This window comes from Hymenobacter fastidiosus, from assembly GCF_039539565.1.
GTDB lineage: Bacteria > Bacteroidota > Bacteroidia > Cytophagales > Hymenobacteraceae > Hymenobacter > Hymenobacter fastidiosus.
Window position 1 is genome coordinate 22,976 of the sequence record NZ_BAABDJ010000035.1, and the last position, 16,716, is coordinate 39,691.

Sequence of the window (16,716 nt, forward strand, 5' to 3'; positions counted from 1 at the left end):
CACCGTTCAGCATCCGTGGTTTTCCCCGCGCGGCGACTTTTGGCGGTACTTGGACCTGCTGCGCGGCCGGGAGCGGTTTTAAAGCGCCTTGCGCATCAGAAAATGGGGGATCCTGCCGAAGAGCGTGTGGGAAGGCGCGACCAGGGCGTAGCCCCGCCGCGCGTAGAACGGTACGGCGGCTTCCCGGGCATGCAGCACAACCTCGCGGATACCGCCCCGGCGGGCATTGGCTTCCAGATAATGCAGGAGCTGACGACCTACGCCCTGGCCCTGCCACTCGGGTGCCACGGCCATAAAGCGCACCTGCGCCTGATCCGGACCAGCCGGACTGAGGCGGGCTACGCCCGCCACGCGGCCATCGGGAGCGGTAGCCATGGCGTGCACTGTGGCCGGCGCCCTGTCGTCGTCGGCGCGCTCCGAGCCTTCGGGCTGCCCCCAGGGCTGCCGCAGCACTTCGTAGCGCAGGCGGTAGTAGGCGGCAAATTCGGCAGTGGTGGCGGGGGAAGAGAGGGAGAGAGTCATAAAAGGGGCAGTCGGAGCGGGGTAAGGGAGCCGGCGAGGCCCGGAGTTTAGGGGCCGGGTGGTGTAACGCTGTACGTAAACCGCCTACCTTTGACGACCAACCCCAACCGCGGCAAGCGGCGGGGCGTATGACATCCTTTCCACCTCAATTACCGCTTATGCCTTCTTTCGACATTGTGAGCAAAGTAGATCCGCAGACTCTCGAAAATGCGGTGAATACGGCCCAAAAAGAACTGCAGACCCGCTACGACCTGCGCGACACCAAAGGCGGCATGGAGCTCAATAAAAAAGACAACACTATTCTGCTGTCGTCCGAAAACTCGATGCGGGTGAAGGCGCTGGAAGATATTCTGCTGGGCCGGATCGTGAAGCAGGGAATCGACGGCACGGCCCTCGACTTTTCGGCCGAGGAGCAAGCCAGCGGCCAGCTGATCAAGAAGCTCATCAAAGTACGCGCCGGCGTGGACAAAGAAGCGGGCCGCAAAATCACCAAGGCCATCAAGGATGCCAAGGTGAAGGTGGAAGTGCAGATGCAGGACGACCAGATGCGCGTGTCGGCCAAGAAAATCGACGACCTGCAGGCCGCCATTGCCGTACTGCGCCGCACCGATATCGGCCAGCCCCTGCAATTCGTGAATATGAAAAGCTAGGGGAGAATTAAGCAGGAGGAGTTAAGAATTGATTCTTGCGCCTCAGTCCTGATTCTTAATTTCTTAGGACTTACGCAAAACCCTCCTGGTGCCATTTCACGCAGTGTTTCGCAGTGTTTAACGTCCTCGCACTGCGAAACACTGCGGTTTAACACTGCGAAACACTGCGGTTTAACACTGCGAAACACTGCGTGAAAGCATTTTGCGTAAGTCCTATTTCTAATTCTTAACTGACTCCAGTGTTTGATATTTCTGCTTTCTCCAACCCCCAGACGTGGATCAGCCTGCTCACGCTGACGTTCATGGAAATCGTGCTGGGCATCGACAACATCATCTTCATCTCCATTGTGGTGAACCGGCTGCCCAAAGCGCAGCATAAGCAGGGGCGCACTATCGGGCTGCTGCTGGCGCTGCTGTTTCGCATTGGGCTGCTGCTAAGCATTACCTGGATCGTGGGCCTGAAAACCCCGCTGTTCACCCTCAACCTGCCGTTTCTGGCGCCGGATTTCGGCGTCTCCGGCCGCGACCTGATCCTGCTGGCGGGGGGGCTGTTCCTGCTGGCCAAAAGCACTACCGAGATTCACACCAAGCTCCAGGGGGAGGAGGAGGAAGCCACCGTAGGCAAGTACGACAGCCTGCTGCGCGTCATTATTCAAATCATCATCATCGACATCGTCTTTTCCTTCGACTCGATCCTGACTGCCGTGGGCCTCGTAGACAACGTGCTGGTTATGATTGTGGCCGTTGTTCTGGCCATGGGCGTTATGCTGGCCTTCTCGGGCTACATTGCCGACTTCGTGAACAACAACCCCACTATCAAGATGCTGGCGCTGTCGTTCCTGATTATGATTGGCATTATGCTGGTGGCCGAAGCTTTCCACCAGGAGATTCCGAAGGGTTACGTTTACTTCTCCATGCTGTTCTCGCTGCTGGTGGAGTCGTTGAATATGCGCCTGCGCAAAAAATCTCCGCCCGTTCAGCTGCGCGACTCTCAGTTCGACTGAGCAGCCCGTTTTTAGTTGCCCGTTGCCCGTTTTCAGTTGCCGGTCGTGGATCGGGCAGCGGAAAACGGGCAATTAGTTTACTGCTGTTACGCAGGCAACTTTGGCAACTGGTGTTTCAAGTTGTTTCTCGTTTCTCGTTGAACCTGTTTAGGGTTTCGGTTTTTTCGTCGTTTGTCATCCTTCATCTGGCGTCCGCTTGCGAAGGACCTTCTCACGACGGCTCATGTTGGCCTAATTCCAAGTGGTACGGACGGGATAAGGTCCTTCGCTCTGCTCAGGATGACAGCTTTCTCGAAACCCTAAACAGCCTCGTTTCTCGTTTCTCGTTTCTGGTTGAATGTGCGCCCAAAAAACGGCTCAAAAACGGCCAACCAGAAACAAGCAACCAGAAACAGACTGCGTAACATCAGTTAGTTTAATGGTGCAGCATCTGGTACACGGTCAGGCCCAGCAGTAGCACGCTGCACAGACCCAACCCCAGGCGGTAGTCCTGGTTCAGCCGGGTCCAGAGCGTCAGCCCGGCCAGCAAACCCAGCACGAGCGGCACCAGCCAGGCGAGGCCGGAGTAGATGGTAGCCGTTTCGATGGGCCGCCGGGCCGCCGGCCGCCGCACGTGCAGGGCTTTGCTCCACAGTGGCGTCCGGCGCACCAGCACTATTTCGCCCACCCCTACCGCCGAGTCACTGTCGAAGCGGCCCCGGTCGGTTTGGTGCATGAAGTACACGTGGGCATCCCGGTAGCGCCCGCCCGTGTAGTACACGCCCGCATTCAGCCCCACTACCCGTTCCGGGTGCAGCTGAGCCAGCCCCCAGTCGAACGGCAGGCTGGCACTAAGCAGCACGGCCAGCAGCATTACGGGCCGCAGCCACCGGAACATGAGGGCGTATTGGGGGGCGTAGCGTTCCTGCAGGCTCATGGGCGGCCGCCGGACCTGAACGCGGCGCGGCGGCATGGGGTGAGCCGGGGCTACCGCTACCGGACGAAAGGCCGGCGGGTGGCGCCGCACCCAGAGCAGGGCATCGTACCCGGCCCGGCGCTGAGCGTTGTGTAGTATCTCATAGGCCTCATTCACCCTTAGGTAGCGGGCATGGGCCGCCGGGTCGGGGGTGCGGTCAGGGTGAGTGAGCAGTACGAGGCGGCGGTAGGCCCGCCGGATATCATCGGCCGTCGCCTGCTCGCTAAGCTCCAGCGTCTGATAATGGGTGGTCATAGCTCAGCAGGCATCGCTTTAAGCGCGTCGGCTACGGCGGCTACCTGGTCCTGCACGCGCTGCGTGGCCAGCTCCAGCAGGCGCCGGTTAACCGCGCTGCGCTGCCGGCGGTAGAATATCGTTTCCGGCCCGGTGAACAAGCCCGTGATCAGGCCGACAATCGTGTAGCGGAGCTTTACATTGCGGCCCAGCAGCCCGGCCACGAGGCGTTGCTGCTCCACGCTGTTGGTACCGGCAAAAGCAATATGATGCTCGCGCACGAAATCGGCCACCGTAAGCAGCAGCACTTGGTTCTGGAGCTTCAGTACCGGGCGCAGCGTGCGGTGCAGAAAGTCGCTGAGGGTAGCATCGGATACGGTTGGGAGCGCGGCGGCAATGGTAGGACGCAGGGCGAGCAGCGTGGTGTCGTGAGCAGAAAGCGGGAGCATAGCAGGAGAGAAAAGCGACGGTTGATTTCGAACAACAAAAAAGTCCGCCCGGCACGGGGCCGGACGGACTTTTCTTGCTTGTACCGGAAGTGGCAAGCGGCCGGCATTTAGTGCTGGACCATTACTTTCTTGGTGATGGTGCCTTCCGACGTCTTCAACCGCACGATGTACAGGCCATTGGCGAGTTCCGTGGTGGTCAGCCGAACGCCTTGCTGCTGCATAAGGGCGGCCGAAACCGTGGTATTCTGGACCGTTTTGCCCATAATCGTTACCAGCGTTACCTGTACCGGAACCGAGCTGCTCACCTGAGTACGAACCGTGAGCTGGTCTTTGGCCGGGTTTGGATACACTTCCAGCATATTCTCGCTCAGGGCACTCTTGGCGCTCAGAGCTGGCGGCAGCGCGAAGCCGGCGGTGTTGTCGGTCAGGGAGTTGCTGCTGCCCTGCACGGCATCGAAGCCCATACCGCGGCGGGCAAATACCTGCCAGATCAGGGCCTGGTTGGCGCCGCTGTTGTTCAGTATATCGGCCTGCAGGATGGCGTCGCGACCATCCAGGAAACCGGGGTTACAAGGCTGGAGCTTGCAGCCATCGAGTACCAGCCGCAGGGTAATGTTGTTGCCGCCGGTGGCCGCGCTTAGATTCGTGTTGTAGCCATGCTTGCCAATCAGGGCCCAGTTCAGGTCCCAGAGCGTGGCGGCCCAGATGTAGCCCAGGTTGTGGACGGGTACTGTAGTGCCGCTTGCCGTAGTGGTCACCGCATAGCCGGTAGTGCCTAGCAAGGCATAGGTAGCGGGGTTGATGCTCATGTCGGTGCTGTAGCGGGTAGGCCGGATGCCGCGGCCCGTAGTGGGCTCAGACCCGGCATACGTGCCAATACCCCGTCCCGTGGTGCTGACGTCGCCGGGCTTGGTGGTCATCCATAGGCCAAAGAAATCGCTCCAGCCTTCGCCCATCTGCTCCTGGCTTCGCAGGCAGGAAGAGTTGCCGGGGCCGCCGGTGAGGCGGTTGGAAATGCCGTGACCGTATTCGTGGGCAATGATGCCGTTATCGAAGTCGCCGTCGCGGAAATATACTTTGCCCGAGGCGGAGAGGCTTACTGTCTGGCCACCCTGCAGGGCAGCTTTGAGCTTGTCGCCATCAACGCGGGAAATAGCAACCGAAGGAATGCGGATGCCAATGGTATCGGGGGCCGTGCCACCCATTACGATTGGGGTAGTGCCGGTCGGGGCATTGTCGACCATGACGACCATCCGGGCGCCGGCATCCTGCGCGTTCTTGATCTTGATGCCGAAGGTGCAGCTGCCGCGATAAATCAGGGCGATGTTGCCACTGATGGCCGCGGCGTTGGCCAGCGGCTTCACGCAGCCAAAATCCGGCGTGGCCGAGCCATCATTCACCAGGACCATATTGCCCGTGATGGGTCCGGCAGCCTCCAGCGTACGACCCAGGGTGCCTTCCCGGGCGTTGAGCGGTCCGGCCAGGGAGGCGGGAGCCGTCACGCTGATGGTCAGCTCCGGGTTGTTCCACAGAAACATTTGCATCCGCGGGGCGGAGCCATCCACCGGGGTGGCGAAGTTTGCATTGTTGAGTAGAGGCGGCTTCAGGTCAGCGCCATCCTGGGCCTCAGCGCGCACGGCGTCGTTGCCCAGGCCACTCGGACCATAGTTTTTCTCTTGAAAATTGCCACTCACTTCGTCGAAGCCTTTGCGGGCCATCACGTCGTGGATCAGGTTGTTCCAATAGAACAGGTTGACCACGGCCGCGTTGAGGTTGGTGAGGGCCGGCGTTTCCTTGGCCCCGTTGAAGGGGAAGTCAAATTCCAAGTTGGCTCCGCCGTCGGGACTAACAGTAGAGTTATCCACGAACTGATTGCGGTTCAGGCGGTCATCGTAGGCAAACACGTTGTTGCCCCGGGTGATGGTGTACTCCGCCCCGGTTACGCCATTCGTATCGTGCCAGCCAAAGGGCGAGAAGGTTACGTCCGCCGGATTGGTGACCACCTGCCGGGGGCCATGGCTAGGGCTTTCGATGGTGAGCGGCCACACGTTATAGCTGTTCGGGGCAGTGGGCTTACCGACCGCTACCGGCTGTTGCGATTGAGCGGCAGCAGCGGCCGCCAGTTGAGCTACGGGCTGCATCAGGTTTGCAACGCTGAAATCGTCGCTCACCAGGAAGTCGGATTTGTCGAGCAGGGTGCCGGTCGCCGCATCTACGCGGGCACTCCAATAGTGGTCGGCCGACAGCGGCGCCAGCGTCACATCCCACACCAGCCGTAGCGAACCATCGGCCAGCGGCAGATACATCAGCTTGGCAGAAATCTTATCCTGCGAAACATTGGAGTCGGTGAATTCCAGGCCCTCGGCGGCCGAGCCGGCTTTGGTCACCTGGAGGTTGCGGGGCGGCGTCACGTTCAGGGCGCGGGCTGCCGCGGCTACGGCCTGTTCCGCCGTGAGCGACGGGGAAGCTCCGCGGGCCAATGCCGCTACGTTGGACACGAAGCTGCTGTGCATTCCGGCCAGTACGCCCGCCCGGTCCAGGTGCATATCGGCTACGGCTCCGTAAACCTCAATGCCCTGGTGGCGCTGCCGCAGGTAAAGGTGGGTGACGCCGTTGTGGGCATCCGTGTACTGGCTCGTTACGGCCGGATTGGCTACATCAGCCTCGCTCAGGCCCAGACGGGCGCGCTGCGCTGCCAACTGGCTGAGCGCGCGGGCCAACGGGACATTCTGGGCCGTTGCCAGAGCCGGAATGGCCAACAACGCGGCAGCAGCTAGTGCCCGGAGGCCGGACGAAGTAAAAGTTGACTTCATAAGGGAAGTTGGAAGTGAAGAATGGATGAGTTTTAGGTGATGGGGAGAAACGAATAAAGCCTCAATTTCAAAGCTACGCAGGGATCTGCACAAATCATTGTCACAATTAATGCTAAGGCCAACTTTTTTTGAAATGTAAGCATGAATAATTCAGATGGCCGCGGGAAAGTCAGCACGAGCAGGGGCCTCCCGCTCATCCCGCCGCACTGCTCGCGCTGAGACCCAAAAGCCTGCCGCCGCCGATTCGAAGAGAACGGAAAAAACGCTAACTTTCAGTTCAGTTCAGTTCAGTTCAGCTCCGAGCGTTAGCCGTTAGCCCGGCGCATCGGCGCTGACCTTCGGCCACTCGCTATCTGGTACAGCCTGCTGGCCAAATAGTGAACAGCCTGAGTTTAGCCAGTAATCCACCCATCCATTCTTTACCCATTCTGCTTGATGAAAAAACTACTGTTGCTACCCGCCTTGCTGCTGGCTACCTGGCACTCTGCTCAGGCGCAAACCTTCGTGAAAGATTCCGGCCCGGCCCCCGCGACCATCTGCTACTCGCGTGCTGAGGATATGCATACTAAGCTGACGCTACCCGCCGCTTTCGTGGAGCAGCAGCGTACTGGTCAGCGTCGCAGTACGGCCGCTAAAATCGAAGTAACTTATACTGGCTTTACACCCCAGGCCCAGGCCGCATTCCGGCACGCGGTCAAAATCTGGGAATCGGTGCTGCTGTCGCCAATCACCATCCGCGTACAGGCTACTTGGACGCCGCTTGCCGCCGGGGTGCTCGGCTCAGCTGGCGCTACGGCTTATTACCGGGATATCAGCGGGGCTACGCGTAGCGATGTTATATACCCGGCGGCCTTGGCGGAAAAGATTGCCGGTCAGGAATTGAATGCCGTTACGGTGCCTGATATTAATGCCCGCTTCAACAGCAACTTCACCTGGTACTACGGTCTGGATGGCAACGTACCGGCCGGCCAGTACGATCTGGTAACGGTGGTGCTGCACGAGCTGGGCCACGGCCTGGGATTCATTGCCGGTACCAGCTACAACGCTGGCGTGGGAACCTACGGTACTTTGCCATCCATCTTCAGCACTTACCTGGAAAACCAGGCCGGACAGTCGTTGACCAACCCGGCTTTGTTTCCGAACCCGTCAACGGCATTAGGAACGCAGCTCATCAGCAACAATGTATACTTCAACAGTGAGCTGGCTAAAGCCATTAATGGGGGCGTGCGGCCGCGCATCTACGCGCCCACTACGTATTCGGCGGGGTCCAGCATTTCCCACCTCGACGAGGCTACGTATCCGGCCGGCGACATCAACTCGCTGATGTCGCCCCAGGTTGGGGCGGCCGAGGCCATGCACAACCCCGGTCCGCTGACGCTGCGCATGTTCGACGAAATGGGCTGGTTCAACACCGCCATCCGCCACACGAAGCTGCCGGACTCCGAAACGTCGCAGAACTTTCCCGTAACGGCCACTATCGTGAGCGATGGTACCGTAACGCCCGGCTCAGTAAAGCTGCACTACGCCGTGGATAATGGTCCGCTGGTTGTGGTTCCCATGACTAATACGAGCGGCAATCGGTACCAGGGGGTTATTTCCAATCCCGGCCTCAACCGCACGGTGAGCTACTTCATTACTGCCGCCGACAACGAAACCGGCCGTACTTACACGGCTCCCGCCGCTCCCCGGCCCAACGTGACCACCGTGGTCCGCTACTCCTTCGTGGTAGGTCCCGACGCTACGGTCCCCGTGGTACAGCATAAGCCCCTGACTTACCTCTTCACTTCCCAGCTGCCCTATCAGCTTACGGTGCGCGCCACCGACAATGTGGGCGTAGCTACCGTGACGGTGGAGTACGCCGTCAACGGGGTTGCCCGCCCCGCCCTCGTTCTCACCCGCCAGGGTTCTACCGATATTTTCAGCGGCCCGCTGGGTGCTACGGCTGGTCCTGTCGTTGCCGGTGACGTACTGACTTACCGCATTGTCGCCCGCGACGCGGCGGCCAACGTGAACCAGGCCCTGAGCCCGGCTACGGGTACGTACACGGTAAACATCGTGAATTTCAAGCCTGCTCAGGCCGTTTACAGCAACAACCTGAACAGCGCGGCCCCGCTTGATTTCGTGGGCGAAGGCTTCTCCATCACCCAGCCCGCGGGCTTCAGCAACGGGGCCATCCACTCCGACCACCAGTACTACGACGACTCCACGCTGATTTATCAGATGCTGGTGCCCATCATTATTTCGCCGGTGGTGACCACCCTGTCGTTTGATGAAATTGCCCTGATCGAGCCCGGCGAGTCCGGCAGCGTCTTCGGGCAGGAGGCGTTTTACGATTACGTGGTCGTGGAGGGCAGCAAAGACAACGGCGCTACCTGGACGCCGGTAGCCGATGGCTACGACGCCCGCTTCCGCCCCAACTGGCTAACCACCTGGAACAGCAGCACGACGGCCGCGGGCAACTCCAATGGCGTGGGTACGTCGGCGCTGTTTGCTTCTCATTCCTTCAACCTGCGCAACCGGTTTGCTACCGGCGACGTGGTACGCTTGCGCTTCCGCCTCTTCGGCGACCCGGGGGCTCACGGCTGGGGCTGGGCTATCGACAACCTGAACGTGCAGAACATCGTCACCAGCGTCGCGGATGACCTGGAAGCGGCCGGTGGTCTGAGCGTGTATCCTAACCCGAACGCGGGGCAGTTCCGCCTCCGCGCTACGTTTGCCAAGCCCACCAGCGGGCTGGAGCTGCTCGTGCGCAACAGCCTCGGGCAGCTGGTCTACCGCCAGTCCGTAGCGGCCGCGGCCGGTCAGCTCGACCTGCCGGTTGACCTGAGCAAGTTCGCCAGGGGCCTCTACCAGGTAAGTCTGGGCGCGCCCGGCGACGCGGCCTTCCGCAAAGTGCTGATTCAGAAGTAAGCGTCTGTTCTTGTACCGCACAAAAGCGGCGCTTCCCAGCGGAAGCGCCGCTTTTTTGTGGGCTGACTAAGCAAAAACCAGCTCCCTTCCTCAGCTGAGGAGCGGAGTTTAGCCTCAGACTTTCATTACGAAGGCCGTGGGGCCCCGCTCATTTTGCTGATGAAGTCCCACAGCACCACGCCGGCCGCCACGCTCACGTTCAACGAATGCTTGGTGCCGAACTGCGGAATCTCCACCGCCGCGTCGCACAAGGCCAGCACCTCATCATCGACGCCGAATACTTCGTTGCCCATAATCAGGGCGTAGGACTGATTGGGAACCGGGTGGAAGGCCGTCAGGTCCTGGCTTTGGTTGGTCTGTTCCACGGCTACCACCACGTAGCCGGCCGCTTTGAGCTGCGCAATGGCTTCCAGGGTCGTCGCGGCATATGCCCACGTCACCGACTCGGTGCTGCCCAGGGCCGTCTTGGTGATTTCGCGCTGGGGCGGGCGGCCGGTGATGCCGCAGAGCCATATTTTCTCGATGGCAAAGGCGTCGGCGGTGCGGAAGGCCGCCCCCACGTTGTGCAGGCTGCGCACGTTGTCCAGCACCAGGGTCAGGGGGAATTTTTCCGTACTTTTGAAGTCGGTCACCGAGAGCCGGTTCAGCTCTTCCATGGTTCGTTTACGCATCGCGGAGGGGGTATTTTGCCCAAAGGTAGGCACCCGCCGGCCCGCGTTGGTCGTTTGAAGTTGATTGTACGGGTCATGCTGAGCTTGTCGGAGCATCTCGCGTGCTGACGTCTGATTACTAACCAGACAACGCCACGCGAGATGCTTCGACAGGCTCAGCATGACCGTTCTGATTTGCCCTCAGTATCTATTCCCCTTTTGCCCCGTGAAATCGAGTACTGCTCCCGCTAAAAAGCCCGTTCCCATGCACGGCTCCGCCGGTCCCGCCCCGGTGATTGACACGCCGCTGATGAAGCAGTACTATCAGCTCAAGCAGCAGTACCCCGGCGCGCTGCTGCTCTTCCGCGTCGGCGACTTCTACGAAACCTTCGGGGAGGATGCCGTGACTACCTCGCGCATCGTGGATATCGTGCTGACCAAGCGCGGGGCCGGGACCTCGTCGGAAGTGGCGCTGGCCGGCTTTCCTCACCACGCCCTGGATACCTACTTGCCCAAGCTCGTGCGGGCCGGGCAGCGCGTAGCCATCTGCGACCAGCTCGAAGACCCCAAGCAGGCCAAGGGCCTCGTCAAGCGCGGCGTGACGGAGCTGGTTACGCCCGGGGTGTCGTTTCACGACAATGTGCTGGACCGCCGTAGCAACAACTACCTCGCCGCCGTGCATTTCGGTAAGGACGAGGCCGGCATCAGCTTCCTCGATATCAGCACCGGCGAGTTCCTGGTGGCCCAGGGCAACGTAGAGTACCTGGGCAAGCTGCTCCAGAATTTCGGGCCGGCCGAGGTGCTGTTCTGCAAGAAAAGCCGCCAGGAGTTTGAGCAGCACTATGGCCCCGATTTCTGCCACTACGCCCTCGATGAATGGGTTTTTGGCTTCGACTACGCCCACGACACCCTCACGCGCCACTTCAAGACGACCTCGCTCAAGGGCTACGGCATCGATACCCTGCGCGAAGGCATCACCGCCGCCGGCTGCATCCTGCACTACCTGGCCGAAACCAAGCACGACGAAGTCGGCCACATTGCCAACATTGCCCGCCTGGAGGAAGACAAGTACGTCTGGCTCGACCGGTTCACGGTCCGTAACCTGGAGCTGGTGCAGCCCCAGCACGTGGGCGGCGTGCCCCTGATTGACATTCTCGACCAGACCGTGACGCCGATGGGTGCCCGCCTGCTGCGCAAGTGGGTGGTGCTGCCCCTCAAGGAGCCCGTGCAGATTCAGCGTCGCCTCGATACGGTGGAAGGCCTGCTGGAAAACCCGGAGCTGCTCGGCGAAATAGTGCAGCACCTGCGCCAGATCAACGACCTGGAACGCCTGATTTCCAAGGTTGCCGTGCGCCGCATCAACCCCCGGGAGCTGCTCCAGCTCAGCCGCGCGCTGGAGGCCGTAGGGCCGATCCGGGAGCTGCTGGCGGGCTCCGGGATGAAAGCCCTGGAGAAGCTGGCCGACCAACTCAACCCCTGCGAAACGCTGCGGGAGGAAATAAAGGGTAAAATTCGGCCCGATGCCTCGGTGCTCACCAACCAGGGCAACGTGCTCAACGACGGCATCAATGCCGAGCTGGATGAGCTGCGCAGCATTGCCTTCTCAGGCAAGGACTACCTGTTTCAGCTCCAGCAGCGCGAAATTCAGAATACCGGTATTTCGTCGCTGAAAGTGGCTTATAACCGGGTGTTCGGCTACTATCTCGAAGTCACCAACTCGCACAAGGACAAGGTGCCGGCTACCTGGATCCGGAAGCAGACGCTGGTAAATGCCGAGCGCTACATCACCGAGGAGCTGAAAACCTACGAGGAGAAAATCCTGCACGCCGAGGAGCGCCTGTTCGTAATTGAGCAGAACCTCTACAATGAGCTGGTGCTGTCGGCCAGTGAGTTTGTGCCCCAGATTCAGCAGGATGCCCGCGCCATTGCCGTGCTCGACTGCCTGGCGTCCTTCGCTGCCACGGCCCGCCAGCACCGCTATGTGAAGCCCGTGGTGAACGATTCGACGCTGCTCGACATCCGCGCCGGCCGCCACCCCGTGATTGAGCGCCAGCTGCCGCCCGGCGAGGCTTACATTCCCAACGACCTTTGCCTCGACCAGGACGACCAGCAGATCGTCATCATCACGGGTCCCAACATGGCCGGCAAGTCGGCCCTGCTGCGGCAGACGGCCCTGATCGTGCTGCTGGCCCAGATCGGCTCCTTCGTGCCCGCCGACGCGGCCACCATCGGCGTCATCGACAAGATCTTTACCCGGGTGGGGGCTTCCGACAACCTCAGCAAGGGCGAAAGCACGTTCATGGTGGAGATGACCGAGACGGCCAGTATTCTCAACAATCTGTCGGACCGCAGCCTCGTGCTGATGGATGAAATCGGGCGCGGCACCAGCACCTACGACGGCATCAGCATTGCCTGGGCCATTGTGGAACACCTGCACAACTTCCCTAAGGCCCGCGCCAAAACGCTCTTCGCCACCCACTACCACGAGCTCAACCAGCTGGCCGACGACTGCGAGCGGGTGCGCAACTACAACGTGGCCGTGCGCGAAGCCGACGGCCGCATCCTGTTCCTGCGTAAGCTGGTGGCCGGCGGCTCCGAGCACAGCTTCGGCATTCACGTGGCCCGCATGGCCGGCATGCCCACTTCGGTGGTGCTGCGGGCCAACGAAATCATGCACCACCTTGAGCAGGAGCGCACCAATACCGAAGAAGCCACCACCGAATTCGACGACGTGCTGGCTGGTCTGGATGGCGCTTCGCCTGCCACTGGCAGTGGTGCAGACGCTTCCCGCCGCAGCCCGAAGGCGCAACCGCCCGCGGCCGTGGCCACGGCCCCGCGGCCCAGCCTGCAGCTTAGTATGTTCGAGCCCGCCGACCCCGCTTTGGAACGCGTCCGGGACCTGCTTCAGCGGCTGGATGTGAATACGCTGACGCCCATCGAAGCGCTGCTCAAAATCAATGAGCTGAAGCTGGCGCTGGGCGACAAAGGGGAGAAGCGGTGAAAAAACGGCAGGCGGAAGCAGGGCAATACCCGGGGCCTGGTTGAAAATAATCTGCCTGAAAATGAGGCAGAAGCGGGTTTGCCAGGCAAATGCAGGGAGTTTTTTTCGACCGGTTCTTGCCTCTGAAAAAAACCTGCTTACCTTTGTCGCACCATTAGCCACTACAACACGGTGGCTTACCTCAAGCGAGAGTAGCTCAGTTGGTAGAGCGCGACCTTGCCAAGGTCGAGGTCGCGAGTTCGAACCTCGTCTCCCGCTCAAAAAAAAGGATGCTGCTTCGGCGGCATCCTTTTTTTATTTGTTCCCCGCCTAAGGAAGAGACGCGGCCTTAAGTCGGATCTACATCAACCTCTTGGTTGAAAGCGCTTATATTCGGGAAATGGCTTGGATATGAAAGCTAAATGGACGGATGCGGAATTCGGGGAGGTTGTGGCCCAAAGCCTATCGGTGGCGCAGGTGATTCAACAACTGGGTTTGGTACCCGCCGGCGGCAACTACAAAACCGTACAGGCCCGCATTGCCCGCTTACAGTTGAGTACTGCACACTTTACGGGGCAGGGCTGGAATACCGGACTTCGCTACCGCAGCTTTGGGCGCAAAGCCTTCCTGCCTGAAATATTGGTGGAGAACTCACCCTATGCCTTTACTCACGGTCTGCGCGGCCGCCTGCTGAAGGAAGGATGGAAGCAGCACCAATGCGAGGAGTGTGGCCTACAGGAGCGGCAGGGGCAGCTTATTCCACTGGAGTTGCACCATTTAAATGGCGTACACAATGACCATCGAATCGAAAATTTACAGTTACTTTGTCCGAACTGCCACGCTCTAACGAAGAGTTATCGGGGTAAAAACAAGGTAAAAATCTAAGCCAGAGTGGTGTAACTGGTAGCCACGAGGGACTTAAAATCCCTTGTCTTCACGGACGTACGGGTTCGATTCCCGTCTCTGGTACAATAACTAACAACCAAAAGACCCGGAAAACACCTTCTCAAGTAGTAGAAGAGGTTTTCCGGGTTTTTTGCGTCCGGGCCAATCGGTAGGAACGGCGCTTCATGTGGGATGTGCTACGCGAGTAACGCCCCCTTTTACGCCCCCTACTTTTTTATGACAACTCAATTTGTGTTGCGCACTGACAAAAAAGACGGTGCCGGCCGGTGCCCGGTGCATCTGATAGCCTACTTCGATGGGCTGCGGTTGAAATGCGCTACCGGCGAGAAGTGCAAGCCCTCCGAATGGAACGAAGGGCGGCAACGGTTCCGGGGTTCCTTCACCGGGGCTGAGAAGGCCAACAACTTTTTGGAGTTGCGGGCCGCGCTGGTCAGCGAATGGTGGCGGACCGTGCGGGCGGCGGGCGGCACGCCCACGATGGCGGGGCTGAAAGCGGCGCTGCAGCCGGTGGTCGAGGCGGTGGTTGTAGTGCCGGTCCGCCGGTCTATTACGGTGTTGAACGACGAGCACCGCGAGGCCTTACGGGCGCGGGGCTACGCCAACCACACGCTGCGGCAGCGCAAGATGCTGTGCAGCTGGCTGGGCAACTACGAGCGGGACCGGGGCGAACTGCTGGACCCGACGACCTACGACCTGGCGACGCATGACCGGGTGCTGCACTACCTGCGTTTTGACCGCAACTTGGCGCAGAATACCGTTGCCTCGTTTGTGCGCGGGCTCAAAGTGTTTCTGCGGTGGTGCCGGGAAGAGCGGGGCATGTCGGTGCCGGTGGAACTGCGCAAGCTGCAGGGCAAGCATGCCGACGTGCTGAAAATGGGGCTGTCGGCCGAGGACCTGGCGGCGCTGACTACGGCCATGCTGCCGGCGCACCTGACGCGGGTACGGGACGTGCTGCTGTTCTGCTGCTACACCGGGCTGCGCTATTCCGACGTGTGGGCGCTGCAGCCGGGCAACCTGCACGAGTGGGACGGGGCGCGGGTGCTGCGGCTGGTGCAAACCAAGCCGCGCACCGGCGTGAGCATTTATCTGACGGAAGCTGCCGGGGCCATCATCGATAGGTACGCCGCGGATGGGGAGCGGGCGCTGCTGCTACCGGTGCTGGCCAACCAGGTGATGAACCGGCACCTGAAACAGGTGGGTAAGTACGCCGGGCTCACGGCTCCGGTGGTGCTGGTGGAACGGGTGGCCGGGCAGATGGTGAAAAAGTCGGTGCCGAAATATGAGCTGCTGACTTCGCACACGGCCCGTCACACTTTCGCCACGCAAAGCCTGCTGCGCGGGATGCCGGTGGAAGTGCTGCAGAAGGTAATGGGCCATGCCAAGATTCAAACCACGTTGATTTACGCTAAGGTGGTGGAGGACCTGCAGCACCAGACCATGCGGCGGATTTGGGAGGGCCACTTGGGCGCTGCTGGTAGCGTGGAGACGCGGGCCGGCCAGATTTGCGCGGTGAAACCAACGGCGGCGTGAATGAAACCTTGCACCAGCACCACTCGCCCCTGAGGTGGTCTAGGTAAACGGGACAGAATAGGGTGGTATATTTCTCTTGCCATGCCGAATAACCCCACCGAAAAAGTCGACAAGCGCGTCAAGTACGCTGCCGCCTTCCGCGCCGAAGCCCTGCGCCTGGCCGAGCAAAGCCGCTCGGTTGCGGCCGCGGCCCGCGCCCTTAACATCCGGGCAAAGCTGATTTATGACTGGCAAAAAGGGGCGCAAACGCCCGTCGCCGTGGCGGCCGGGGCCAGCCTGGATGCGGCCACGGCGGCTGAATTGCGCCAACTGCGGGCCGACAACCGGCGGCAGGCGCAGGAGCTGACCATTTTAAAAAAAGCCATTGCCATCTTCTCGACCCCGGCGACGCCATGAGCTGCTACCGCTTTATCGCCGCCGAACGCGCCCACCACCCGGTGCGGCAGCTCTGTCAGGTGCTGGGCGTGCCGGCCAGCGGCTATTACGCCTGGCAGGCCGGCCAGCAGCGGGCGGTGGGCGCGCAAACGCCCGCGTGGGAAGTCGCTCTGGTCAAGGTCTTTGGGCACCATAAACGCCGCTATGGCACGAGTCGGCTGCAGGTGGCCCTGCGCCAGAAAGGGCACCGGGTGGGCCGCCAACGCCTACGTACGGCCATGCGCCGCCGGGGCCTGCGCGCGCTGCAGCCCAAGGCCAACACCCCGCGCACGACCGACTCGACCCACGGGCTGCGCTGCGCCCCGAATCGGTTGCTCGACCAGCCCAAGCCCACCCAGGCCAACCAGGTGTGGGTGTCGGACATCACGTATTTACCGCTCGCCGACGGCCGATGGGCCTGTTTGTGCGCCTTTCAGGACGCGGCCATCAAACATGTGGTGGGCTGGCACGTGGCCGCCACCATGCCCGAGGAGTTGGTGCTCACGGCGCTGCAACGGACGTTTTTAGCCCAGCCGCCCACCCCGGAGCTGATCGTGCACTCGGACCGCGGCGGCCAGTATTGCGGCAACGCCTACCGCGCCCTGTTGCACCAGCACGGAGCCGTACGCTCCCAGAGCCGCCGGGGCGAGTGCTACGACAATGCTCAGGCTGAAAACCGGATAAAGGTTTTGGAAGCCT

General features: G+C 60.9%; 12 protein-coding genes, 2 tRNA genes and 1 pseudogene. 10 read left to right on the plus strand and 5 right to left on the minus strand.

What is annotated here, in order from left to right:
* Positions 1-78 precede the first annotated feature (78 nt).
* Entirely contained in the window at positions 79-522 is a 444-nt protein-coding gene (locus ABD833_RS14430; RefSeq protein WP_345073919.1) for a GNAT family N-acetyltransferase, read from the minus strand.
* A gap of 158 nt (positions 523-680) precedes the next feature.
* Here ABD833_RS14430 and ABD833_RS14435 point away from each other — a divergent pair, with 158 nt between their 5' ends.
* On the plus strand, positions 681-1,172 hold the full coding sequence (locus ABD833_RS14435) for a YajQ family cyclic di-GMP-binding protein (RefSeq protein ID WP_345073921.1): 492 nt from the start codon (positions 681-683) through the stop codon (positions 1,170-1,172).
* 248 nt (positions 1,173-1,420) lie between these two features.
* Positions 1,421-2,176 carry a TerC family protein gene (locus ABD833_RS14440; RefSeq protein ID WP_486326962.1) on the plus strand — a complete coding sequence of 252 codons (756 nt, stop codon included), beginning with the start codon at positions 1,421-1,423 and terminating at the stop codon, positions 2,174-2,176.
* Positions 2,177-2,591: 415 nt separating this feature from the next.
* On the opposite strand, the gene ABD833_RS14445 is transcribed toward ABD833_RS14440, so the two are convergent.
* From ABD833_RS14445 to ABD833_RS14455, 3 genes are all read right to left on the minus strand, one after another.
* On the minus strand, positions 2,592-3,386 hold the full coding sequence (locus tag ABD833_RS14445; protein ID WP_345073923.1) for a J domain-containing protein: 795 nt from the start codon (positions 3,384-3,386) through the stop codon (positions 2,592-2,594).
* Positions 3,383-3,814 (minus strand): hypothetical protein, encoded by a 432-nt coding sequence (locus ABD833_RS14450; protein WP_345073924.1) that lies wholly within the window; start codon positions 3,812-3,814, stop codon positions 3,383-3,385. The genes ABD833_RS14445 and ABD833_RS14450 overlap by 4 nt, the downstream gene beginning before the upstream one ends.
* Before the next feature lie 107 nt (positions 3,815-3,921).
* Positions 3,922-6,627, minus strand: a complete 2,706-nt coding sequence (locus tag ABD833_RS14455) for a T9SS-dependent M36 family metallopeptidase (protein WP_345073925.1) — start codon at positions 6,625-6,627, stop codon at positions 3,922-3,924.
* 435 nt (positions 6,628-7,062) lie between these two features.
* Here ABD833_RS14455 and ABD833_RS14460 point away from each other — a divergent pair, with 435 nt between their 5' ends.
* Complete coding sequence (locus ABD833_RS14460; protein WP_345073926.1) at positions 7,063-9,537, plus strand: hypothetical protein; 2,475 nt, start codon at positions 7,063-7,065, stop codon at positions 9,535-9,537.
* A 125-nt stretch (positions 9,538-9,662) separates the two neighbouring features.
* Here the strand turns inward: ABD833_RS14460 and ABD833_RS14465 are convergent, their stop codons facing one another.
* Positions 9,663-10,208 (minus strand): RNA methyltransferase, encoded by a 546-nt coding sequence (locus tag ABD833_RS14465; protein WP_345073927.1) that lies wholly within the window; start codon positions 10,206-10,208, stop codon positions 9,663-9,665.
* 244 nt (positions 10,209-10,452) lie between these two features.
* On the opposite strand from ABD833_RS14465, the gene mutS reads away from it, so the two are divergent.
* The 7 genes and pseudogenes from mutS to ABD833_RS14500 all read left to right on the plus strand — a co-directional run.
* Positions 10,453-13,188 carry a DNA mismatch repair protein MutS gene (mutS, locus tag ABD833_RS14470; protein ID WP_345073929.1) on the plus strand — a complete coding sequence of 912 codons (2,736 nt, stop codon included), beginning with the start codon at positions 10,453-10,455 and terminating at the stop codon, positions 13,186-13,188.
* A gap of 185 nt (positions 13,189-13,373) precedes the next feature.
* Positions 13,374-13,446, plus strand: a tRNA-Gly gene (locus ABD833_RS14475).
* A gap of 132 nt (positions 13,447-13,578) precedes the next feature.
* Positions 13,579-14,052 carry an HNH endonuclease gene (locus tag ABD833_RS14480; RefSeq protein WP_345073930.1) on the plus strand — a complete coding sequence of 158 codons (474 nt, stop codon included), beginning with the start codon at positions 13,579-13,581 and terminating at the stop codon, positions 14,050-14,052.
* Positions 14,053-14,136: transfer RNA gene (locus tag ABD833_RS14485), tRNA-Leu, on the plus strand.
* Positions 14,137-14,289: 153 nt separating this feature from the next.
* Positions 14,290-15,603, plus strand: a complete 1,314-nt coding sequence (locus tag ABD833_RS14490) for a tyrosine-type recombinase/integrase (RefSeq protein ID WP_345073931.1) — start codon at positions 14,290-14,292, stop codon at positions 15,601-15,603.
* Between the two features lie 81 nt (positions 15,604-15,684).
* Positions 15,685-15,999: a transposase gene (locus ABD833_RS14495; RefSeq protein WP_345073933.1), complete on the plus strand. Its 315-nt coding sequence runs from the start codon at positions 15,685-15,687 to the stop codon at positions 15,997-15,999.
* Positions 15,996-16,658 (plus strand): annotated as a pseudogene (locus tag ABD833_RS14500) (IS3 family transposase); the annotation flags it as partial. The gene ABD833_RS14495 and the pseudogene ABD833_RS14500, both read left to right, overlap by 4 nt.
* Between the last annotated feature and the right edge of the window lie 58 nt (positions 16,659-16,716).